Annotated in this window: 15 protein-coding genes; 3 read left to right on the top strand and 12 right to left on the bottom strand. The window is 66.2% G+C overall.

The window, feature by feature from the left end:
* Positions 1-40: 40 nt before the first annotated feature.
* Positions 41-904, top strand: coding sequence for a 4-hydroxybenzoate octaprenyltransferase (gene ubiA / locus GCT19_RS02280; RefSeq protein ID WP_152850900.1), 864 nt, complete (start codon positions 41-43; stop codon positions 902-904).
* Positions 905-1,035: 131 nt separating this feature from the next.
* Here ubiA and proC read toward each other — a convergent pair whose 3' ends face one another.
* The 6 genes from proC to GCT19_RS02250 all read right to left on the bottom strand — a co-directional run bounded on the left by proC (position 1,036) and on the right by GCT19_RS02250 (position 8,230).
* Positions 1,036-1,851 carry a pyrroline-5-carboxylate reductase gene (gene proC, locus GCT19_RS02275; RefSeq protein WP_152850899.1) on the bottom strand — a complete coding sequence of 272 codons (816 nt, stop codon included), beginning with the start codon at positions 1,849-1,851 and terminating at the stop codon, positions 1,036-1,038.
* A 76-nt stretch (positions 1,852-1,927) separates the two neighbouring features.
* Entirely contained in the window at positions 1,928-2,650 is a 723-nt protein-coding gene (locus GCT19_RS02270) for a YggS family pyridoxal phosphate-dependent enzyme (RefSeq protein ID WP_152850898.1), read from the bottom strand.
* Between the two features lie 36 nt (positions 2,651-2,686).
* On the bottom strand, positions 2,687-3,913 hold the full coding sequence (gene glcF / locus GCT19_RS02265) for a glycolate oxidase subunit GlcF (RefSeq protein WP_013088485.1): 1,227 nt from the start codon (positions 3,911-3,913) through the stop codon (positions 2,687-2,689).
* A gap of 8 nt (positions 3,914-3,921) precedes the next feature.
* Positions 3,922-5,010 carry a glycolate oxidase subunit GlcE gene (gene glcE, locus GCT19_RS02260; protein WP_018431890.1) on the bottom strand — a complete coding sequence of 363 codons (1,089 nt, stop codon included), beginning with the start codon at positions 5,008-5,010 and terminating at the stop codon, positions 3,922-3,924.
* A 175-nt stretch (positions 5,011-5,185) separates the two neighbouring features.
* Positions 5,186-6,679, bottom strand: coding sequence for an FAD-linked oxidase C-terminal domain-containing protein (locus tag GCT19_RS02255; protein WP_013088487.1), 1,494 nt, complete (start codon positions 6,677-6,679; stop codon positions 5,186-5,188).
* A 132-nt stretch (positions 6,680-6,811) separates the two neighbouring features.
* The gene (locus tag GCT19_RS02250; protein ID WP_321576737.1) at positions 6,812-8,230 is read right to left on the bottom strand and encodes an FAD-linked oxidase C-terminal domain-containing protein; all 1,419 of its coding nucleotides are present in this window, start codon (positions 8,228-8,230) and stop codon (positions 6,812-6,814) included.
* Between the two features lie 225 nt (positions 8,231-8,455).
* Here GCT19_RS02250 and GCT19_RS02245 point away from each other — a divergent pair, with 225 nt between their 5' ends.
* On the top strand, positions 8,456-9,010 hold the full coding sequence (locus tag GCT19_RS02245) for a cob(I)yrinic acid a,c-diamide adenosyltransferase (protein WP_026227994.1): 555 nt from the start codon (positions 8,456-8,458) through the stop codon (positions 9,008-9,010).
* A gap of 54 nt (positions 9,011-9,064) precedes the next feature.
* Here the strand turns inward: GCT19_RS02245 and GCT19_RS02240 are convergent, their stop codons facing one another.
* The 6 genes from GCT19_RS02240 to GCT19_RS02215 form a co-directional block, all read right to left on the bottom strand.
* Entirely contained in the window at positions 9,065-9,397 is a 333-nt protein-coding gene (locus GCT19_RS02240) for a helix-turn-helix domain-containing protein (RefSeq protein ID WP_008923434.1), read from the bottom strand.
* On the bottom strand, positions 9,394-9,738 hold the full coding sequence (locus GCT19_RS02235) for a type II toxin-antitoxin system RelE/ParE family toxin (RefSeq protein ID WP_152850897.1): 345 nt from the start codon (positions 9,736-9,738) through the stop codon (positions 9,394-9,396). The genes GCT19_RS02240 and GCT19_RS02235 overlap by 4 nt, the downstream gene beginning before the upstream one ends.
* A gap of 201 nt (positions 9,739-9,939) precedes the next feature.
* Positions 9,940-11,013, bottom strand: a complete 1,074-nt coding sequence (gene aroG, locus GCT19_RS02230) for a 3-deoxy-7-phosphoheptulonate synthase AroG (RefSeq protein WP_018431886.1) — start codon at positions 11,011-11,013, stop codon at positions 9,940-9,942.
* A 340-nt stretch (positions 11,014-11,353) separates the two neighbouring features.
* Positions 11,354-12,820: a metalloprotease TldD gene (gene tldD / locus GCT19_RS02225; RefSeq protein WP_018431885.1), complete on the bottom strand. Its 1,467-nt coding sequence runs from the start codon at positions 12,818-12,820 to the stop codon at positions 11,354-11,356.
* An 87-nt stretch (positions 12,821-12,907) separates the two neighbouring features.
* Complete coding sequence (locus GCT19_RS02220) at positions 12,908-13,771, bottom strand: carbon-nitrogen hydrolase family protein (RefSeq protein WP_026227993.1); 864 nt, start codon at positions 13,769-13,771, stop codon at positions 12,908-12,910.
* A gap of 149 nt (positions 13,772-13,920) precedes the next feature.
* On the bottom strand, positions 13,921-18,189 hold the full coding sequence (locus GCT19_RS02215) for a YhdP family phospholipid transporter (protein ID WP_152850896.1): 4,269 nt from the start codon (positions 18,187-18,189) through the stop codon (positions 13,921-13,923).
* A gap of 265 nt (positions 18,190-18,454) precedes the next feature.
* Between GCT19_RS02215 and glnE the strand changes: the two genes are divergently transcribed.
* Entirely contained in the window at positions 18,455-21,250 is a 2,796-nt protein-coding gene (gene glnE, locus GCT19_RS02210) for a bifunctional [glutamate--ammonia ligase]-adenylyl-L-tyrosine phosphorylase/[glutamate--ammonia-ligase] adenylyltransferase (protein WP_018431882.1), read from the top strand.
* Positions 21,251-21,299 lie beyond the last annotated feature (49 nt).

Here is a 21,299-nt window from a genome sequence, read left to right as displayed (position 1 = left end):
AAATAGGCGCACCGTGTTCGCACTTCACCGAATTCGTCCCATGTTCGCCCGACTTCCTCTGTATCTGCGCCTCGTGCGCATGGACAAACCGATCGGCAGCCTGCTGCTGCTGTGGCCGACGCTCAACGCACTGTGGATCGCTTCCGGCGGTCATCCGCCGTGGCAATTGCTGGTGATCTTCACGCTCGGCACGGTGCTGATGCGCTCGGCCGGCTGTGCGATCAACGACTATGCGGACCGCGATTTCGACCGTCACGTGAAGCGCACCGAGAACCGGCCGATCACGTCGGGCAAGATCAATGCGTGGGAAGCGGTCGTGCTGGCCACCGTGCTGTCGCTGATCGCGTTTCTGCTGATTCAGCCGCTCAATGCGTTGACCAAGGAGCTGTCGGTGGTCGCGCTGTTCGTCGCCGGCACGTATCCGTTCATGAAGCGCTTCTTCGCGATTCCGCAGGCGTATCTGGGCATCGCGTTCGGCTTCGGCATTCCGATGGCATTTGCAGCGGTGCAGGATCACGTGCCGCTGCTCGCATGGGTGATGCTGGTCGCGAACATCTTCTGGGCCGTTGCGTACGACACCGAGTATGCGATGGTCGATCGCGACGACGACATCAAGATCGGCATCCGCACATCGGCGCTGACCTTCGGCCGCTTCGACGTGGCCGCGGTCATGCTGTGTTATGCGGTGACGCTGGGCATTTACGTCGGCATCGGCCTGACGCTCGGGTTTGGCCCGTTGTACTGGCTCGGCTGGGCGGCCGCGGTGGGTTGCGCGATTTATCACTACACGCTGATCCGCAATCGCGAGCGGATGCCGTGCTTTGCCGCGTTCCGTCACAACAACTGGCTCGGCGGCGCGTTGTTCGCGGGGATCGCCGCGCACTACGCGGTGACTTCGTTTTAATTCGCGCTAGCGATTTTTGGGCTTCACACCGCTGCTGGATCTATACGCCGTAGGCAACCTGCCCTGATTGGAAAAAGGCAGGCGCGCTACGGCGTTTTTGTTTCCGCTATTTCTGGCGACGCCGGTTCGCGTTACTGCTTGCCGAACTCGTCGCCCATCTCGCGCGCCCAGGCATCGGCGGCCAGTGCGCCGCGCACGATCGCGTCCTTGATGCCGCTCGCTTCGAACGAGGCGAGCGCTGCCGCGGTCGTGCCGCCTTTCGAGGTCACGCGTTCACGCAGCACGCTCGGCGGCTCGTCGGAATTGGCCGCGAGTTGCGCGGCGCCCGTGAAGGTCGCGACCGCGAGCGCGCGGCCCTGCGCTTCGTCCATACCGAGCTGGCGCGCGGCTTCCTGCAGCGCTTCGATGAAATAGAACACGTAGGCCGGTCCGCTGCCCGAGATCGCGGTGACCGCGTCGATCTTCGCTTCGTCGTCGAACCAGACGGTTTCGCCGACCGCGCCGAGCACTTGCGACGCGAGCGCACGGCCCGCTTCGTCGACGCTGCCGCTGGCGACGAGACCCGTCACGCCCATACCGATCAGCGCCGGCGTATTCGGCATCACGCGCACGATGCGGCCGTGACCATTCAGCCAGCGCGACATGTCGCCGATGCGAATGCCCGCGACGATGCTGACGATCAGTTGCGATGCGCGCAGATGCGGAGCCAGCGTCTCGGCGACGCTCTTCAGGATCTGCGGCTTCACCGCAAGCACGACCGCGTCGTAGTCGGCGAGCGTGCCGTCGGCGGCCGCGCCGGTGCGGATGCCGAATTGCTGCTCGTTGCGCTTGCGCGCGTCTTCGTTCGGATCGATCGCGTACAGGTCCGCGGGCGCGACGCCCCGCTTGATGAGGCCGCCGATCAACGCCGCGGCCATGTTGCCGCCGCCGATAAACGCAATTTTCATGATGGTCCGGATAGGTTCAGATGAGATGCGGTGAGGGCTTCGCGCAGCCAGGTTCGCGCAAGGCCCGTGGAAAAGCTCAACGCGAGTAATCGCGCGCGCCGAAGATCGCGGTGCCGACGCGTACGATCGTCGCACCTTCGAGCACGGCTGCTTCGAGATCGGCCGACATGCCCATCGACAGCGTATCGAGCGCGAGCCCGTCGTTGCGCAAGCGCTCGAACAACTCGCGCAATTGGCGATGCGGCGCGCGTTGCGCGTCGAGATCGCCGGCCGGTTCCGGAATCGACATCAGCCCGCGCAGCTTCAGCTTTGGCAGTGCGGCGATCTGGTGCGCGATGGCGGCCGCGTCGTCGGGCGCAACGCCGCTCTTCGACGCCTCGCCGCTGACGTTGACCTGCAGGCAAACGTTGAGCGGCGGCAGATTATCGGGGCGCTGCTCCGACAGCCGCTGCGCGATCTTCAGCCGATCGATTGAATGTACCCAGTCGAAATGCTCGGCGACGGGCCGCGTCTTGTTCGATTGCAGCGGCCCGATGAAATGCCATTCGAGCGACGCGCGCAGATCGGCGAGCGTCTGGATCTTGTCGAGCGCTTCCTGCACGTAGTTTTCGCCGAATGCACGCTGACCGGCCGCATGAGCGGCGCGCACGGCATCGGCCGGAAACGTCTTGGAGACCGCGAGCAGCGTCACGGACTGCGCATCGCGGCCGGCAGCTTGCGCGGCACTGGCGATGCGCTCGTGCACGTCGGCGAGATTGTGAGCGAAGTGATCGGCGAAACGGTGAGGCAGGTCGGACATGGAACGAACCGGTGTTCAGCGAAGACGATGCCTCGATTATACGGACAGCATGTGCTCGACCAATTCGATCCAGTGCGCGACCGGCGTCGACGTGCCGCTTTGCAGATGCGCGATGCAACCGACGTTCGCCGACACGATCACCTGCGGCTCCTGCGCCTGCAAACGCTCGAGCTTCTGGTCGCGCAGCGCGTACGACAGGCGCGGCTGCAGCAGCGAGTAGGTGCCGGCCGAGCCGCAGCACAGATGGCTGTCCGCGGGCAGGCGCACTTCGAGGCCGAGCGCGCCGAGCAGTTGCTCGACCTTGCCGCGGATCTGCTGGCCATGCTGCAGCGTGCAGGGCGGATGGAACGCGACCGTGTGCACGGAACGGCGGCGCGTGATCGCGACGAGCTGTTCTTCGAACTCGGGCAGGATTTCGGAGACATCGCGCGTCAACTCGACGATGCGGCGCGCCTTCTCCGCATACTCGGGATCGAGGCGCAGCAGGTGCGCGTATTCCTTGACCGTCGCGCCGCAGCCCGACGCGTTCATCACGATCGCTTCAACGCCCTGTTCGACGTAGGGCCACCATGCGTCGATGTTCGCGCGCACGTCGTCGAGCGCTTCTTCGTTGTAGCCGAGGTGCAGGCGGATCGCGCCGCAGCAGCCGGCTTCGGGCGCGATCAGCGTCTCGATGCCGAGCGCGTCGAACACGCGCGCGGTCGCGATGTTGACGTTCGGCATCATCGACGGTTGCACGCAGCCGGCGAGCATCAGTACCTTGCGGTCGTGCTTCGCGCTCGGCCATTCGAGCGGGCGTTGACGCGCGGGCACCTTGTCGCGCAGCTTCTTCGGCAGCAGGCCGCGCACGTGCTGGCCCAGCCGCATTGCGGGGGTGAAGATCGCGCTGTTCGGCAGCACGCTCGCGAGCAGCCGCCGCATCAGCCGCTGATTGAGCGGACGCGTGACCTTCTCTTCGGTGAGCTTGCGACCGATTTCGACGAGCCGGCCGTATTGCACGCCGGACGGGCAGGTCGTTTCGCAGTTGCGGCAGGTGAGGCAGCGGTCGAGGTGTACCTGGGTGCTGCGCGTGACCGGCGCGCCTTCGACCATCTGCTTGATCAGGTAGATCCGGCCGCGCGGGCCGTCGAGCTCGTCGCCGAGCAGTTGATAGGTCGGGCAGGTGGCCGTGCAGAAACCGCAATGCACGCATTTGCGCAGGATGGCGTCCGCTTCGTTGCCATCGGGCGTATTGCGAATGAAGTCCGCGAGGTTGGTTTGCATCGCGTCGCTCAGAAGTCGGGGTAGAGACGGCCGCGGTTGAAGATGCGGGCCGGATCGAATGCATGTTTGAGGCCGCGATGGATTTTCATCAGCGGTGCGGGCAGCGGTGTGAATACGCCGGCGCTGCGGTCGTAGCCGTGGCCGCTGCGGAAAATGGTTGCGTGGCCGCCGGCCTGCTTCGCGCTGATGCGCACGGTCTGGGCGTCGGTGTCGGTGATCCACCAGCGCTGGCCGCCGCCCCATTCCATCAGTTGCGCGCCGGGCAGTTGCAGCGGCTCGGTGATCGACGGCAACGCGAGACGCCACAGCGCGGCCTTCGGCGGAATGCTCGCAAAGAACGAGTCGGTCTGTTCGCGCAGGCCGCCCCAGAAGCGCTCGGCTTCGACCGCATCGACGACTTCGCCGCCGAGCCCGGTGCGCGCGGCCTTGACCGCGGCCTCCGCGCCGCCCAGGCGCACCGCGAGCGTGCCGTTGCGCCATGCGCTCGCGGTGATCGGCAGCGGCCGGCCGCCCCATTCGTTGAGCTTGCGTACCGCGTCGGTGCCATTCATGTCGAACTTCAGCGTGGCTTCGGCCTGCGGGCGCGGCAGCACTTTGACCGACAGCTCGAGGATCAGCCCGAGGGTGCCGAGCGAGCCCGCGAGCAGCCGCGACACGTCGTAACCCGCGACGTTCTTGACGACCTGGCCGCCGAAGTGCAGCACCTGGCCCTGGCCGTTCATCACGACGGCGCCGAGCACGAAGTCGCGCGCGGCGCCCACGGCCGGCCGGCGCGGCCCCGAAATGCCCGCGGCGATGCAGCCGCCGAAGGTGGCCTGCGGACCGAAGTGCGGCGGCTCGAACGCCAGCATCTGGTCGTGCTCGGCGAGCGCGGCTTCGATTTCCAGCAGCGGTGTTCCCGCGCGCGCGGTGATCACGAGCTCGGCCGGATCGTACGCGATGATGCCGCGATAAGCGCGCGTGTCGAGGATCTCACCTTCCAGCGTCTGGCCATACCAGTCCTTGGTGCCCCCGCCACGGATGCGCACCGCGCGTCCCTCGGCGCTGGCCGAGCGAACGCGTTCGGACCATACGGCGACGATGTCGTCCTCTTCCATGGTGTCCTGCTCGTTGTGTTTCGTTTGATTGTACCGGGCGGTGGCTCGCTGGCAAGCCGGAGCACACCCGCATGTGACGGGGCGTGGCATCGGTCTGAAGGGGGCGGCGCAAAGCGCCGCGCCCGCATCGGCGCGGGCACGGCGCACGGTGGATGCGCAATGCAAACGCGAGCCGTTAGAAGCGCGGCAGCTCGGGATGGGGCAGCAGACCGCCGCGCACGTGCATCTTGCCGTATTCGGCACAGCGCGCCCGCGTCGGAATTCCCTTGTCGGGGTTCAACAGACCGGGCGCGTCGAATGCTCGCTTGACCGCGTGGAACGTGTCGCGCTCCTCCGGCGAGAACTGCACGCACATCGAATTGATCTTCTCGATGCCGACGCCATGCTCGCCCGTCACCGTGCCGCCCAGTTCGACGCAAGCTTCGAGGATGTCGCTACCGAACAACTCTGCGCGATGCCACTCGTCCTGGTCGTTGCCATTGAACAGGATCAGCGGATGCATATTGCCGTCGCCGGCATGAAACACGTTGATGCAGCGCAGCTGGTAGGTCTTCTCCATCTCCTCGATACGCGCGAGCAGCGGCCCGATACTGCGGCGCGGCACGGTGCCGTCCATGCAGTAGTAGTCCGGCGAAATGCGGCCGGCCGCCGGAAATGCGTTCTTGCGCCCGGACCAGAAGCGCAGGCGCTCGGCTTCCGTGCGCGAAATCTGGATACGGGTCGCGCCGTGCTCGCGCAGCACCGCGGTCATGCGCACGATCTCGGCCGCGACTTCCTCGGGCGTGCCGTCCGATTCGCACAGCAGGATCGCCGCCGCGTCGAGGTCGTAGCCCGCGTTGACGAACTCCTCGACCGCGCGCGTGGCGGGCTTGTCCATCATCTCGAGGCCGGCCGGGATGATGCCCGCAGCGATGATGCCGGCAACGGCGTCGCCGCCTTTGACGACGTCGTCGAAGCTTGCCATGATGACCTGCGCCGTTTGCGGCTTCGGGATCAGCTTGACGGTAACCTCGGTGACGATCGCGAACATGCCCTCGCTGCCGATCAGCACCGCGAGCAAATCGAGCCCCGGCGCGTCAGGCGCGAGCGAGCCGAATTCGACGATCTCGCCGTCCATCGTCACTGCGCGCACCCGCAGCACGTTGTGCACGGTGAGGCCGTACTTCAGGCAATGCACGCCGCCCGAATTCTCGGACACGTTGCCGCCGATCGTGCAGGCAATCTGCGACGACGGGTCCGGCGCGTAGTAGAGGCCATACGGCGCGGCGGCCTCGGAGATCGCGAGGTTGCGCACGCCCGGCTGCACGGTCGCGATGCGCGCATACGGGTCGACCTCGACGATCTTGCGAAAGCGCGCGAGCGACACCACGACGCCGTGCCGAATCGGCATTGCGCCGCCGGACAGCCCGGTGCCCGCGCCGCGCGGCACGATGGGCACTTCGAGGCGATGGCAGATCTGCACGATGCGCTGCACCTGCGATTCGGTTTCCGGCAGCGCGACCGCGAGCGGCAGACGACGGTACGCGGCGAGGCCGTCGCATTCGTACGCGACGGTATCCTCCTCGCGATACAGCAGACAGTGGGTCGGCAACACAGCCATCAGCGCCTGCACGACTTCGCGCTGACGCTGCGCGAGGACTTCGGCCGACAGTTCAGCGGGTGCGTTCATGTGAGTTGTCTCCTCGTGGCTTGCGCCGGTCCGGCTTCCAGGTTCGAGCCGGCTGTTTCGTGCGGCCTGCTTCGCGTCACTTGCGTGTTCAGGCCGGCGGCGGCTTGCCGCGGCCGGCCTTCGCAATGTCGATCAGGCCGCCGTCCAGGCGAAGATCTTGCCCGGGTTCATCAGATTGCGCGGATCGAGCGCGTGCTTGATGGAGCGCATCGTGTCGACCGCGACGTCGCCGTGCTCCTCGAGCAGAAAGCCCATCTTGTGCAGGCCGACGCCATGCTCGCCGGTGCAGGTGCCGTCCATGCGCAGCGCGCGCTGCACGATTCGATGGTTCAGGCGCTCGGCTTCTTCGAGCTCTTCGGGCTTGTCCGGATCGATCAGGATTGCGACGTGGAAGTTGCCGTCGCCGACATGGCCGACGATCGGGCAGGGCAGCGGCGACGCCAACAGATCCTGCTCCGTTTCGACCACGCACTCCGCCAGACGCGAGATCGGCACGCAGACGTCGGTGGTCACCGCGCGCGAGCCGGGCTTCAGCTGCAGCATCGCGAAATAGGCGTTATGACGCGCGTTCCACAGGCGGCTGCGGTCTTCGGGGCGCGTCGCCCATTCGAAGCCTTCGCCGGCATTCTGCGCGGCGATTTCCTGCACGAGTTCGGCCTGTTCCTTGACGCCGGCCTCGGTGCCGTGAAATTCGAAGAACAGCGTGGGCGCCTCGCGCAGCGTCAGATTCGAATGGCGATTGATCGAGCGGATCGCCAGCGAATCGACGAACTCGACCCGTGCGATCGGCACGCCGATCTGGATCGTCTCGATGACCGCGCGCACCGCATCGCCCATCGACGGGAACGTGCACACCGCGGCCGACACCGCCTCCGGCTGCGGATAGAGGCGCAGCGTGATTTCGGTGATCACGCCGAGCGTGCCTTCCGAGCCGACGAACAGTCGCGTGAGGTCGTACCCCGCCGACGATTTGCGCGCGCGCGAGCCGGTCTTGATCACACGGCCATCGGCGAGCACGACCGTCAGGCCGAGCACGTTCTCGCGCATCGTGCCGTAGCGCACGGCGTTGGTACCCGACGCGCGGGTCGCCGACATGCCGCCGATGCTCGCGTCCGCGCCCGGGTCGATCGGGAAGAACAGGCCGGTGTCGCGCAGCGCTTCGTTCAGTTGCTTGCGCGAGATGCCGGGCTCGACGGTGACGGTCAGGTCTTCGGCGTTGATCGACAACACCCGGTTCATCTCCGACAGATCGATCGACACGCCGCCTTGCACGGCGAGCAGATGTCCTTCGAGCGACGAACCATTGCCGTACGGAATAATCGGCACGTCGTACCGGCCGCACAGCTTGACGGCGGTTTGCACGTCTTCGGCCGTGCGGGCGAAGACGACGGCGTCAGGCAGTTGCGGATCGAACGGCGATTCGTCGCGGCCGTGGTGCGCACGCACGGCTTCTGCAACGGAGACCCGATCGCCGAAAGCGGCTTTGAGCTGGTTCAGCAATTCGGCGGGAAACGGCCGGCGTAGCGGTGCCGGCGGTACGGGATGGTTCACGCATGTCTCCTGTCGAGCGGAGTTGGCGCTTCAACGCCTCTCCGGTTCCATGAAAGTTTCTTTAGGCAACAGCCTGTTTGCAGCAGCTGTTTCATTTTACGCCGTTCGCCCGCCCGCCTGGCGGCGCTGGGCGGGCTTCCGCTCATATAATGGCGGCGATTTCGCGATGCGCGCAATATGGACAAACGTGGCCGCCGCATCGCCACTGAATGCAAGGGAGACATCATGGGCAATCGCCTCAGCAAGATCGCCACTCGCACCGGCGACGACGGCACCACCGGTCTCGGCGACGGCCGCCGCGTGCGCAAGGACAGCGTGCGTATCGCCGCGATCGGCGACGTCGACGAACTCAATTCGAATCTCGGCTTGCTGTTGTGCGAAAACCTGCCCGAGAACGTACGCGCAGCGTTGGTCGCAATCCAGCACGACCTGTTCGATCTGGGTGGCGAACTGTGCATTCCCGGTCACACGATGATCACCGAGCGACATCTCGCTCAGCTCGACGGCTGGCTCGCCGACTACAACGCCACGCTGCCGCCGCTGAAGGAATTCATTCTGCCGGGCGGTTCGCGCGCGGCTGCGCTCGCCCATGTATGCCGTACCGTTTGCCGCCGCGCGGAGCGCGCGATCGTCGCGCTTGGCGAACACGAGGCGCTGAACGCGGCGCCGCGTCAGTACGTGAACCGGCTGTCCGATCTGCTGTTCGTGCTGGCGCGCGTGCTCAATCGCGCGGACGGTGGCACTGACGTGCTGTGGCAGCACGATCGCGGCGCGCCTTGAGTGGCGACGCGCATGCGCGCATAGACACGCGCGGTGCTTCGCACGAGCCCAAGCTCAACCGACGGCGAGGGTGACCGGCTTGCCGATGCGGCTCAGCATTTCAACGAGTGTGTCGATCGTGAACTTGGTGGTTTTCTTGTTGACGACGTCGGACACGCGGGGGCGCGACACCATCAGAATTTCGGCCGCCTCGGCCTGCTTCAGATGATGCTGTTCGATCCACGTGGACAGCTCGGTCATCAATTGTTCCTTGAGCAGCCGCGTGTCGTTGATCTGCTTTTGCGACGCCGCGTGAAGGCGCTTCGCTTCCTCGGCGGAAAAACCGAGTTCGAGGAACACGTTCGCGCCGGCTCGCGTTACGTGACGAATGTTGGTGTCGATCGTCATGGCTGGGTGGTCCTGTAATGGGTGATGGCGCGATAGCGCGTTTCGGCAATTTTTCTGTCGCGCGGCCCGAGCTTCTGCGTTTTCTTCTGAAAGCAATGCAGCGCGTACAGCGCTTCGGCGTATTTGGTCACGTACATCACGCGAAAAATGCCGTCCTCGTCTCTGATGCGAATTTCGCGCGTTCCCGCGCCGATAGACTCGAACGGTTTCCAGTCGTCAGGGTCGAGTCCTGACTGAATCTTGTGAAGCTGAAACCCGGCGAGACGACGCGCTTCATTGGGAAAAGCAAGCAAATCACGGTAGCTGGAGCCTAACCAGCGAATTTCTTTTCCCTGCGCCATCGCCACCTCATGTATAAAATCTTATACGTACTCTCCAGCCCGGTCAAGTGATGCAAGCGACCTGGCAACGAGCTATGACGATAGCGAGGCGTCCGGCTTCGCACCATTCGTCCGAATGGCCAATAAAAAACCCGGTTCGAAATCGAACCGGGTTTTCTACGGACTACCGACAAGCCCCCGCTGTGGCGGCGGGGCAGGCGTTCAGTTGCCGCTGCCGCGCGCAACGCGGCGTTGCTTGACCGCTTCGGCAAGGCCTTCGAGCACGGCGACGCTTTCATCCCAGCCGATGCATGCATCGGTAATACTCTGGCCGTACGTGAGCTGGCAGCCTTCCTTCAGATCCTGGCGACCCGCGACGAGGTGCGACTCCACCATCACACCAACGATCCGCTCATCGCCCGCGGCGATCTGACGGCCGATGTCCGCGCATACCGGAATCTGGTTTTCGTGCTTCTTCGAGCTGTTCGCATGGCTCGCATCGATCATCAGACGCGCGGCGAGACCCGCCTTGCCGATGTCCGCGCAGGCCGCATTGACGCTGTCGGCGTCGTAGTTCGGCGTTTTGCCGCCGCGCAGAATGACGTGGCAGTCCTCATTGCCCGCGGTCGATACGATCGCCGAGTGCCCGCCTTTGGTGACCGACAGGAAGTGGTGCGGCTGCGAGGCGGCCTTGATTGCGTCGACGGCGATCTTCACGTTGCCGTCCGTGCCGTTCTTGAAGCCGACCGGGCACGACAGTCCCGAAGCCAGCTCGCGATGCACCTGCGATTCGGTCGTGCGCGCGCCGATCGCCCCCCACGAGATCAGATCCGCGATGTACTGCGGGCTGATCATGTCGAGGTACTCGGTGCCGGCCGGCAGACCCAGTTCGTTGATGCGCAGCAGCAGCTCGCGCGCGGTGCGCAGGCCTTCGTTGATCTTGAAGCTGTTGTCCATATGCGGGTCGTTGATGAGACCCTTCCAGCCCACCGTCGTGCGCGGCTTTTCGAAGTACACGCGCATCACGACTTCGAGCTCGCCGGCGAAGCGCTTGCGCTGCTCGATCAGACGCCCCGCATATTCGATCGCGGCCTTTGGATCGTGAATCGAACAGGGGCCGATCACGACGATCAGACGGTCGTCCATGCCGTGCAGAATGCGATGCATCGCGGTGCGCGATTCGTAGATCACGTTGGACACCGTCTCGTCGCAGGGAAATTCGCGGATCAGGTGAGCGGGCGGCGTGAGTTCCTTCAATTCGCGGATGCGGACATCATCGGTATTGTGCGGGGGCATGTGATTCTCCTGAATCGGTTTGTAGCGTGTTCGCGTGGGTCAGATAGGTATGGAAAAGCTTGAGGCGAAAAAAAACCGCCAGGCTAGCTGGCGGTTTTTCGGGAATTCTCGGTGTCCTGCGTGCACTAACACCCCTCTCGATCCGCCAGCGGTCTGAGATACCAAAAAAAGTAAAAATAAAACTTGGCGGACATGGCGAAGTGAATGCGTCGCTGGTCAAAAAAGGGTGAGTGACTTTATAACCCGGTACAGGCTCGGCTGACAAGCCGGGACGTCGAAAAATGCGGAAAACCCGCACGCTTGGCACTTTCGGTGCGCGAAGCGTGCATTCGTCGCGAGATCAGGCCGTGCCGCCGACTGTCATCTTCTCGATGCGCAGCGTCGGCTGACCGACGCCCACCGGCACGCTCTGGCCTTCCTTGCCGCACACGCCGACGCCCGAATCGAGCTTCATGTCGTTGCCGATCATCGTGACGTACTTCAGCGATTCCGGGCCGCTGCCGATCAGCGTCGCACCCTTGACCGGATACGTGATCTTGCCGTTCTCGATCATGTACGCCTCCGAGGCCGAGAACACGAACTTGCCGTTCGTGATGTCGACCTGACCGCCGCCGAAGTTCACCGCATACAGGCCGTTCTTCACGGACGCGAGGATTTCCTGCGGGTCCTTGTCGCCATTCAGCATGTATGTGTTGGTCATGCGCGGCATCGGCAGCGCCGCGTACGATTCGCGCCGCGCGTTGCCGGTGACCGGCATCTTCATCAGGCGCGCGTTCAGCGTGTCCTGGATGTAGCCCTTCAGGATGCCGTCCTCGATCAGCGTCGTGCACTGGGTCGGATTGCCTTCGTCGTCGATATTGAGCGAGCCGCGGCGATTCGGCAGCGTGCCGTCGTCGACCACGGTGACGCCCTTCGCGGCGACCTGCTCGCCGATGCGTCCCGCGAATGCCGACGAGCCCTTGCGGTTGAAGTCGCCCTCGAGCCCGTGACCGATCGCCTCGTGCAGCAGCACGCCAGGCCAGCCCGGTCCGAGCACGACGGTCATCGCGCCGGCCGGCGCCGGACGCGCTTCGAGATTGACGAGGGCCGCGTGCACTGCGTCGTCGACGTAGCGCGACAGCACTTCATCGGTGAAATAGCCGTAGTCGAAACGCCCGCCGCCGCCGCCGCTGCCGATTTCGCGGCGGCCGTTCTGCTCGGCGATCACGGTGACCGACACGCGCACGAGCGGCCGGATGTCGGCCGCGAAGCCACCGTCGCTGCGCGCGACCAGCACCACGTCGTATTCGCCGGCCAAGCCCGCCATCACCTGCTGGATGCGCGGGTCGCGCCCGCGCGCCATCTGTTCGATGCGCTCGAGCAGCTTGACCTTCGCGGTGGCGTCGAGCGAATGCAGCGGGTCGGACGGCAGGTACAGATCGCGCCCGGCGATGCCGGTCAGCGACGAGGCCACCTTGATCTTCTGCTTGCCGCCGCCCGCCTTGGCGATGGCGCGCGTGGCGATGGCCGCCTGGCGGATCGCTTCGGGCGACAAGTCGTCCGAGTAGGCGAACGCGGTGCGGTCGCCCGACACGGCGCGCACGCCGACGCCCTGGTCGATGCTGAAGCTGCCCGATTTCACGATGCCTTCTTCGAGACTCCACGCTTCGCTGCGGGTGGTCTGGAAGTACAGGTCCGCGTAGTCGACGCGGTGCGTGAAGATTTCGGCGAGCGTGCGCGTGAGCAGCGACTCGTCGAGACCATAGGGCGTGAGGAGGATGTCCTTGGCGGCGGCGAGATTACGGATACCGGGTTCGATGATGTTCATGCGAAGTATGTTCTGCTCGATACGAAGGGGTCGGGGAGCGCCTGCATCTTTATATGCGTGGCAGGCGCCGCAGTTTCAATGTCGGTTTCAGGTCAGCACGCGATGACGCCATGCCGGCAGGCTCTGCCGCACTTCGTCGATGCGCGCGCGTTCGAGGTTGCCCGCGACCACGCCGGCGCCCTCGTCGCGCACCGCGACGATCTCGCCCCACGGGTCGATCAGCATGCTGTGGCCCCAGGTGCGGCGGCCGTTTTCATGTTTGCCGCCTTGCGCCGCGGCGAGCACGTAGCACTGGTTTTCGATCGCGCGGGTGCGCAGCAGCAGCTCCCAATGCGCGCGGCCGGTCGTGTAGGTAAACGCCGACGGCACCACGATCAGCGCGCAGTCGCCCAGGCGCCGGTACAGCTCGGGAAAGCGCAGATCGTAGCAGACCGACAGGCCGACCCGGCCGAATGGCGCCTCGAAGCTTTGCACCGAGGTGCCGGGCCGAATCGTGCGCGCTTCGTCGAACGATTCTTCGCCTTTTTCGAAGTTGAACAGGTGGATCTTGTCGTAGCGCGCGGCTTCGTTGCCGAGCGGATCGAACACCAGCGTCGTGTTCAGCACGCGCGACGCCTCCGGCGCGTTCAGCGGCAGCGTGCCGCCGATCACCCAGAGCTGGTGGCGGCGCGCGGCGTCGGCGAGAAAGCGCTGGATCGGGCCATCCTGATGCGGCTCGCGGACGGCGAGCTTGTCGGTGTCCTTGAAGCCCATGAAACAGAAATACTCGGGGAGCAGCACGAGCTGCGCGCCGTCGGCCGCGGCTTCGGCGATCAGGCGCTCTGCGTCGGCGAGATTGCGATCGCGATCCGGCGTGCTGACCATCTGCAGCGCGGCGACCCGGAAGGGGCTGGCGACAGGACCGCTGGACGTTGCGGCGGATGCGGATGAAGTGACGTGTGTTTCGCTCATGAGCGTGTCGAAAGACTCCCGGCGGGCGGCGGTATGAAGCGCGGGCGCCGCATGGTTCTGGGCTGGCTCGGTCCCGTTCGCGCATCGAGTCGGCAGACCGGCACGAGCGGCCGCGTGGAACGAGACAGCGGCGCCGGGAAAACCGAAGCTCAGTGCGCTTCCACGGTCGAAGCCGGAGCGTCAATCTTACCCCGTTCGCCCGTCACCCGCTGAACCTGCGGTTTCGACCACGAACCGGTGATCGCGTAGTCTCGCGCGAACACATGCTGTATCCCCTGCGAGAACGCGACATCGGCGATCAGCGCGCCGAGGCCGATCAGCGGATTGATGATCGTCGCGGCGATCACCGCGGAGCCGGCGCTGACGGTCGGTATCACGTGCAGGTGCAGGTCCTGGGTTCTCTGCGCGATGTCGACCGAGCCCACCATCTCGGCGCGGGCCGGCGCGGTCACCATCCTGAAGTTTTCGGTGCGGGCGATGCCGTCATGAATCTGCGCGGTACCGGTCACGCTCGAGAACGGCAGGCCCTCGCCGATCACGTCGCGGAAATTGAGCGTGGCGATGCGCGCGAGGCTTTGCAGGCTCAGCACGCCGAGCAGCGTCGCGACGCCCGGATCGACCTTCAGGATCTGGCCGTGGCGCAGATCGAGCGCGAGGTTGCCGTTCAGCGTCGAATAGTCGATCGTGGTCGGGCCGCCCTGCCACACGGCCTTGCCCTGGATCGAACCGATGCCGCCCTTGAGCGTCCTCGGCAGACCGAAGCGCTCGAGCATCGCGCCGGCGTCCTTGATGTCGAGCTTGAAATCGAACACGGTGCGACGCGGCGTGGCTTCGTCGGCCGAGATGGGCAGCTCGGTCGAGGTGCGCCAGTTCGCGGTCGCGGTCAGCGTCGCGGTGGGGTTCGTCACGTCGAGCTTGTCGAGCTGCCAGACCGGCACGCCGTTCTCGTCGTAGTTGTGCGCGTCGACCTCGAGCCGTCCGACGTTGCGATCGTGCACGATCAGCTCGTTGACGACCAGATCGATCGACGGCATGTTCAGCGCGGGCGCCGACATCGCTGGACCGAGCAGGTCCTTGTCCTCGACCGACGGAATCACGACGCGCGCGAAGCGCGCCTGCAGTTCGCCCGGTGATTCGCGGGTCGCGCCCGGCAGCCACGACACATGGCCGGACACCTGGTTCGACGCGATGTTCGCCTGCCACGTGCGGTCCATATGCGACGCGCCGACGATCACGTTGTCCCAGTGGCGCTTGAGCAGCGTCAGCGTGTCGATGTGCAGCGCGAAGCGGTTCGGCAGGAACTGCGTGAGCATCGGATTCGGCGCGGCGGCGGGGGTGGCTGCTCTATTCGCGTTGGTGGCGTTGGTGGCGCTGCTGGCGCTGCTGGCGCTATTGCCGCCGTTCACGCCATTCGCCCCGGCCGCGCCCGCGCGCAGTTGCGCGGCGAGCGCGCGCCAGGCGTCGGCATTGAACTCCTTTATGTCGACCGCGGCGACCACGCCCTCTGACGGCAGCTCGACCGGCCGGTTCACGCCGATCGCGCCACGCACGACGGTCGGCGGCGTACGCGGCTGCGCATTCGGCCGGTACCGCAGCAGATACGCGGCGGCGACCGGCCCCAACGTCAGGTCGGCGCGTTCGAGGCCGGCCTCGCCCGGCACCGTCGACGGATTGACGGAGAAGTGCAGCGGCATCGGAGTGCCGGCCTGCTTCTTGAACGGCGCTGGGAAATCGAGCGCGAGGCCGCTCAGATCCGAGTTGGCGCTGACCTGCGGCAGGCGGCCCCTCGCGCCGGCGACGCGCAACGCATAAGGCGCGCTGCCGCTCATATGCGTGAGCACCTGCGCGGCCGCGCCAGGCGGATGCAGCTCGCGCGCGGCATCGACGGCGATGTGGCCGTTGAGCGCGAGCGCGTACGTGCCGTCTTGCCGCAAGCCGCCGTTGGCGTGCACGTCGCCGCCGAGGAACTGTCCGGAGAGCCGCTCGACCTCGGCGGTGCGTTCGGTGAAGCGCACCCGGCCGTTCAACCGCGACAGCGGCGGCGCATTGCTCACGCTCAGGCGATTGTTCAGGAAGCCGAGCGCGCCTTCGACGCCGACATGCGGCTTCGGGGTCCGCGGAATCGTCAGCTTCAGCGCCAGCGACGCGGGCCCGTCCGCGCGAATCTTTTCGGTCTGATGCCGCGCCATGATGCCGAGCGAACTGCGGTTCACGTAGTCGAGCATGTCGGCGAGCGGACCGCGGCCGTTGCCCTGGATGGTGAGGTTCGAGCCTTTGGTGCCGAGGTCGTCGATGCGGCCGTTCACGCCGGTCAGTGCGACGCGCTTGTAACGGCCGCGGTCGATGTCGAAGCGCAGCACGTTCTGCTTCAGTTCGAACACGCCGTCGATGCCGTCGAGCGGCGGCCAAACGTTCGGCGTGCCATTGCGCATGTTGCGCGGCGGGAATGGCGTCGGATCGAACTTGCCGCCGGTGAACGGCGCGACGATGTGGAAGATGCCGGCGTCGGGGTCGCGCGCGTAGGGGAACTTGGTCAGGTCGCCGTGCACTTCGATCGTGCCGCCACGCGACACCCCGGCCTGCAAGCCATGGCCCAGGTAAATGCGCAGCCTTTCGCTGACCGCGGTCGGCAGATAGCGGGCGATGCGCGTCACCTGCGCGCGCTGGAAGTCGGCTTTCAGGTCGAGCGAGCCGCGGCCGTGGCCGGGATTGCTGTAGCTCGCGGTGGCACTCGCGTCGACGTCGGGATTCGATACGCTGAAATCGTTGAGCTTGACCGCGAACGCGGGACGCGTGTCGCCCGGTGCCTTCGTGCCCATCGTCCACTCGGCGCGGCCGCGCAGACGCGCGAGCGTCAAACGCGGATCGTCGAACACGCCCGGCAGCGTGAGCGCCACGTTGGACGTATCGAGGTTCGCGTGGCCGCCTTTTTCGTTGGCGTCGACGGTGCCCCACAGGTTCTCGATGCCGGGAACGCCGGCGCGCGGGTGGCCGCGCGGCGTCAGGCCCGGCCCCGGCTCCTGGGCGGCGAAGCTGATGCCCTGCAGATCTCCCTTGAAGCGATAACGCTCGATCGGCTCGGCACCCGTCGGCCGATGGTCGCTGCCGACTTCTCCGGATTCCGGCTTGCCGCGCTCGACCTCGATCACGTAGTTCGCGACAAGTCCGCGCGGATTGATGCGCACGAGTTCATTGAGAAATTGTCGCGGCAACGGCAGCGCGCGACTGAATTCGGCGAGGATGCCGAGATCGACGCGATCGCCGCTGATGCTCAGAAGCTGCCCGTGCTGTTGAGACGCGGTGCGATAGCGGCTGTCGAGGGTCCGGAAGCGCAGGATACGCGTGAGCGGCGTGCCGTCTTCGAGCGGCGGCTGGCCGAGCTCGGCACGCAGGTCCGACAACTGCAGCCGGTACTCGCCTGCGTCTGACTCGACGCGCCACAGAAAGTGCGCGATCGGCACCAGCAGCTTCGGCTGGGTCGGACGCACCCGCATCGCGACGTCGTTGCCGCTCAATTGGCCGGTCGCCTGATTCATGCGGCCTTCGCTGAAGTCGATCCAGATTGCATTGTCGATGCGGCCGGCGAACGTCTCGATCGGGAATTCGACGTAGCGCGCGAGCGTCGGCAGATCGACCGGGCCGGTCGACATATACACTTGGCCGGTCCAGTTGATCGGCTTGCCGATCGCGGACAGCGGCGCGTGGCGAAAGTGCGTGCGGAAGTCGAGCGGGCCCTTCAGCACCTGGCCGTCGGGCGGCGCCTGCAGCGCCATGCGGTGGTCGTGGCCGTCGTTGAGGATCGCGATGCGGATGTCGCGCAGCGCCAGTTCGGGTTCGTGGCGCGTCGCGTCGCGCCAGCGCAGCACGCCGCCGCGCACGACGATCGCCTGCTGACGCAACAACCAGGTGGACAGCGCGTCGTTGCCGCTGTGGCGCGTCGGCACCGGCACGCCCGCGACCGATAGCACGCCGTCGTCGCTGCGCGACACCAGCACGTCCGGCTGATCGACGATCAGGCTCGACAGCGCCGGATGAAACTCCCACAGCGAGCGCCAGGATACCGTCGCGGTGGCGTGCGGAATCGTCAGCGCGGGTTGGCCGTCGTGATCGCGAATGACGAGGTTGGTGACGTCGAGCCCTGGCTGGAAGCCGCTCCAATGCGGCGCGAGCCGGCCGATCGTGAATTGGGTGCGCAGCTTGTCGGAGACCGCGGCTTCGATGCGCGGCCGGAACGTGTCGATGCGCGGCAGCACGACGTAGCGCAAGCCCAGAAACACTCCGCCCGCGATGAAGTAGACGACGAGTGCGAGCGTGGCGAGCACGCGCAACGTCCGACGCAGCACGATGTGGTCGCTTCCGCTCCCATGCCGGACCTGCGATGGGGCTTGCGGGTCGGCGGATTCGTTTCGCTCGGACATGCTGCGGCGGCTGGGCGTATGGTAGTTTTGCGTGTTAACGACGAAATGTAACACACGGGAAAGCGTCGGGCGGACTTCCTGCAACCCCTGTCCGAAAGCCCGTGACGGGGATTCGCGAGGCCGTTCGGCACGGGGTTCGGCATGCTTGCCGCCACGTGCCGATCGCACGATAGAACGACACGACAGCGACCCCGGAACGGCACCCGGACACCGTCAGAATACCGCCGGACAAATTCGATCAAGCAACGAGCGAGCCAGATTTTTGATGACTGACGCCACCCTCCTGAGTTCCAGCTATTCGCACTATGCCGCGCGCGCCGCCGCGGCCCGCCCGCAACTGGTCGCGCATGTCGGCGCGCTGGCCGACGAACCGCTGACGCGCGAGCGCATCGACGCGCGCCTCGACGCACTGTGCGCCGAGGCGGCGGGCCCCGCCGGTGCGCCGGTCAACGAAGATGCGCTGAAGCGCGCGCTGCGCCAGTTGCGCACTGAAGTATTCTGCGCGGTGATGGAGCGCGACCTCGCCGGCGAGGCCGATATCGCCGAAGTCACCGGCGCGATGACCGATCTCGCGGAAGCGACGATCCAGCGAGCGCTGACGGTGCTGAGCGCCGAGCTCGAAGCGCTGTATGGCGAGCCGCGCGACCAGCAGGGCGAGCGGCTCACGCTGGGCGTGGTCGGCATGGGCAAGCTCGGCGGGCGCGAGCTGAACGTGTCGTCGGATATCGACCTGATCTTCGTCTACGAGGACGACGGCGAGACCACTGGCGGCCAGCGCTCGCCGCTCGCGACCCAGGAGTTCTTCACGCGGCTCGGCAAGCGGCTGATCGGCGCGCTCGCGGAGGTCACCGCCGACGGCTACGTGTTTCGTGTCGATATGCGTCTGCGGCCGAACGGCGATTCGGGCCCGCTGGTGTGCAGCCTCGGCATGCTGGAAGAGTATTTCTACGTGCAGGGCCGCGAGTGGGAGCGTTACGCGTGGATCAAGGGCCGGCTCGTATCCGAAGGAGTGAGCGCCTCGGCGCAGCGGCTGCAGAAGCAGCTCGACGCGATCGTCACGCCGTTCGTCTATCGACGCTATCTGGATTTCGGCGTGATCAGCGCGATCCGCGCGCTGCATCTGCAGATCCGCCAGGAGGCGCAGCGCCGTGCGTCGATGCGCCCCGACAAGGCCGACGACATCAAGCTCGGCCGCGGCGGCATCCGTGAAATCGAATTCAGCGCGCAGGTGTTCCAGCTGATCCGCGGCGGCCAGGACGCCGGCTTTCGCGTGCGGCCGACGCTCGCGGTGCTGCGCCACGCGGCCACGCATGGGTTGATGGACACCTCGGTGTGCGTGAAGCTGTCGCAGGCGTATCGCTTTCTGCGCGAGCTCGAACATCGTTTGCAATATCGCAACGACGCGCAGACTCACGCGATGCCCGTCGATGCAGAAGACCGCGCGGCGCTCGCGCGCGCGATGGGCTGCGACGACTATCCGGAATTGATGACGAAGCTCGACGCGCATCGCGAGTTCGTCGAACAGCAGTTCGACCAGATTTTCTCCGACAAGGTGGGCGGCCGCGACGGCTGCGGCGCGCCCGAGGACGGCGCGGCCGCGTGGGTGTGGAGCAGCGCGCTCGCCGACGATAGCGCCGACGACGCGCTGCGCGCGCGCCTCGTCGAACTCGGTGTGGCGGAGCCCGGCGAGTTGCTCGCGCGACTGCAGGCGGTGTGGCGCTCGTCGCGCTACACGGGGCTGAACGAGCGCAGCCGGCAGCGTTTCGACATCGTCGCGCAGCGCGCGCTCGAAGCCGCGCGCACGCTGGAGCCGGCCGGGCGGCGCGGCGACACGGTCGCGCGCCTGTTCGATCTGCTCGAAGCGGTGAGCCGGCGCGGCGCCTATCTGGCGCTCTTGACCGAGTATCCGCAGGCGCTGCACCAGGTGCTGTCGGTGCTGGGCGGCTCGCGCTGGGCCGCCGGCTATCTGATTCGCCATCCGCAGCTGCTCGACGAACTGCTCGACGGCGAGGCGATCAACAGCCCGTTCGACTGGCCCGAATTCAAGCGCACGTTGCGTTTGCGGCTCGCCGCCGCCGACGGCGTCGAGCAGCAGATGGATCTGCTGCGCCACGCGCATCACGCCGAGGTGTTCCGCATTCTGCTGATCGATCTTGCCGGCAAGCTGTCCGTCGAGCACGTCAGCGACCGGCTGTCCGAGCTCGCCGACGCGGTGCTCGACGTGACGATCGAAGCCGTGTGGAATCAGTTGGCCAAACGTCACCGCGACGTGCCGCGTTTCGCGGTGATCGCCTACGGCAAGCTCGGCGGCAAGGAGCTCGGCTATGCGTCGGACCTCGACCTGATCTTCCTGTACGACGACCCCGACGATGCCGCGGCCGACGTCTATGCCACCTTCACGCGGCGCCTGATCACATGGCTGACCACCGCGACCGGCGCCGGCACCTTGTTCGACATCGATCTGCGGCTGCGGCCCAACGGCGAGTCGGGCCTGCTCGTCACCGATCTCGACGCGTTCCGCCGCTACCAGCTGCGCGAGGGCGACGCGGCGAACACCGCGTGGGTGTGGGAGCATCAGGCGCTGACACGGGCACGCTACTGCGCGGGCGATCCGGAGATCGGCGCGAAATTCGAGGCGATCCGCGAACAGGTGCTGACGACGCCGCGCGAAGCGCCGCCGCTCGCGAAGGAAATCGTCGAGATGCGAGCGCGCGTCGAGGCGGGTCACCCGAACCAGACGCCGGCGCTGTTCGACCTGAAGCACGACCGCGGCGGCATGGTCGATATCGAGTTCACCGTGCAGTACTGGGTGCTGCTGCATGCGGCGCGCGATCCCGAGCTGATCCGCAATACCGGCAATATCGCGCTGCTGCGTGAAGTGTCGCGTTTCGGGCTGATGAGCGAGGCGGAAGCGGAGACGGTCGGTGCCGCCTATCGGCGCTATCGCAAGCTGCAGCACACGCTGCGGCTCGATGGGATGGAGAAGGCGCGGGTCGATCCGGCGCTGGTCGCGGCCGAGCGCGAGGCGGTGCTGGCGTTGTGGAAGAGAGTGTTTGGGTGAGGGCGCTTGCGCACTTCGCGTAGCGCTAGCGCGTCATGCGCGGCCGGGA

It is taken from the genome of Paraburkholderia atlantica, assembly GCF_009362785.1.
Lineage (GTDB): Bacteria > Pseudomonadota > Gammaproteobacteria > Burkholderiales > Burkholderiaceae > Paraburkholderia > Paraburkholderia atlantica.
Note: the sequence above shows the minus strand (reverse complement) of the source record. Positions and strands in the feature narration are given on the sequence as shown.

Coding starts and splice junctions, on each gene's coding strand:
- ubiA (WP_152850900.1), top strand. CDS start 41: ATGTTCGCCCGACTTCCTCTGTATCTGCGCCTCGTGCGCATGGACAAA.
- proC (WP_152850899.1), bottom strand. CDS start 1,851: ATGAAAATTGCGTTTATCGGCGGCGGCAACATGGCCGCGGCGTTGATC.
- GCT19_RS02270 (WP_152850898.1), bottom strand. CDS start 2,650: ATGTCCGACCTGCCTCACCGTTTCGCCGATCACTTCGCTCACAATCTC.
- glcF (WP_013088485.1), bottom strand. CDS start 3,913: ATGCAAACCAACCTCGCGGACTTCATTCGCAATACGCCCGATGGCAAC.
- glcE (WP_018431890.1), bottom strand. CDS start 5,010: ATGGAAGAGGACGACATCGTCGCCGTATGGTCCGAACGCGTTCGCTCG.
- GCT19_RS02255 (WP_013088487.1), bottom strand. CDS start 6,679: ATGAACGCACCCGCTGAACTGTCGGCCGAAGTCCTCGCGCAGCGTCAG.
- GCT19_RS02245 (WP_026227994.1), top strand. CDS start 8,456: ATGGGCAATCGCCTCAGCAAGATCGCCACTCGCACCGGCGACGACGGC.
- GCT19_RS02240 (WP_008923434.1), bottom strand. CDS start 9,397: ATGACGATCGACACCAACATTCGTCACGTAACGCGAGCCGGCGCGAAC.
- GCT19_RS02235 (WP_152850897.1), bottom strand. CDS start 9,738: ATGGCGCAGGGAAAAGAAATTCGCTGGTTAGGCTCCAGCTACCGTGAT.
- aroG (WP_018431886.1), bottom strand. CDS start 11,013: ATGCCCCCGCACAATACCGATGATGTCCGCATCCGCGAATTGAAGGAA.
- tldD (WP_018431885.1), bottom strand. CDS start 12,820: ATGAACATCATCGAACCCGGTATCCGTAATCTCGCCGCCGCCAAGGAC.
- GCT19_RS02220 (WP_026227993.1), bottom strand. CDS start 13,771: ATGAGCGAAACACACGTCACTTCATCCGCATCCGCCGCAACGTCCAGC.
- GCT19_RS02215 (WP_152850896.1), bottom strand. CDS start 18,189: ATGTCCGAGCGAAACGAATCCGCCGACCCGCAAGCCCCATCGCAGGTC.
- glnE (WP_018431882.1), top strand. CDS start 18,455: ATGACTGACGCCACCCTCCTGAGTTCCAGCTATTCGCACTATGCCGCG.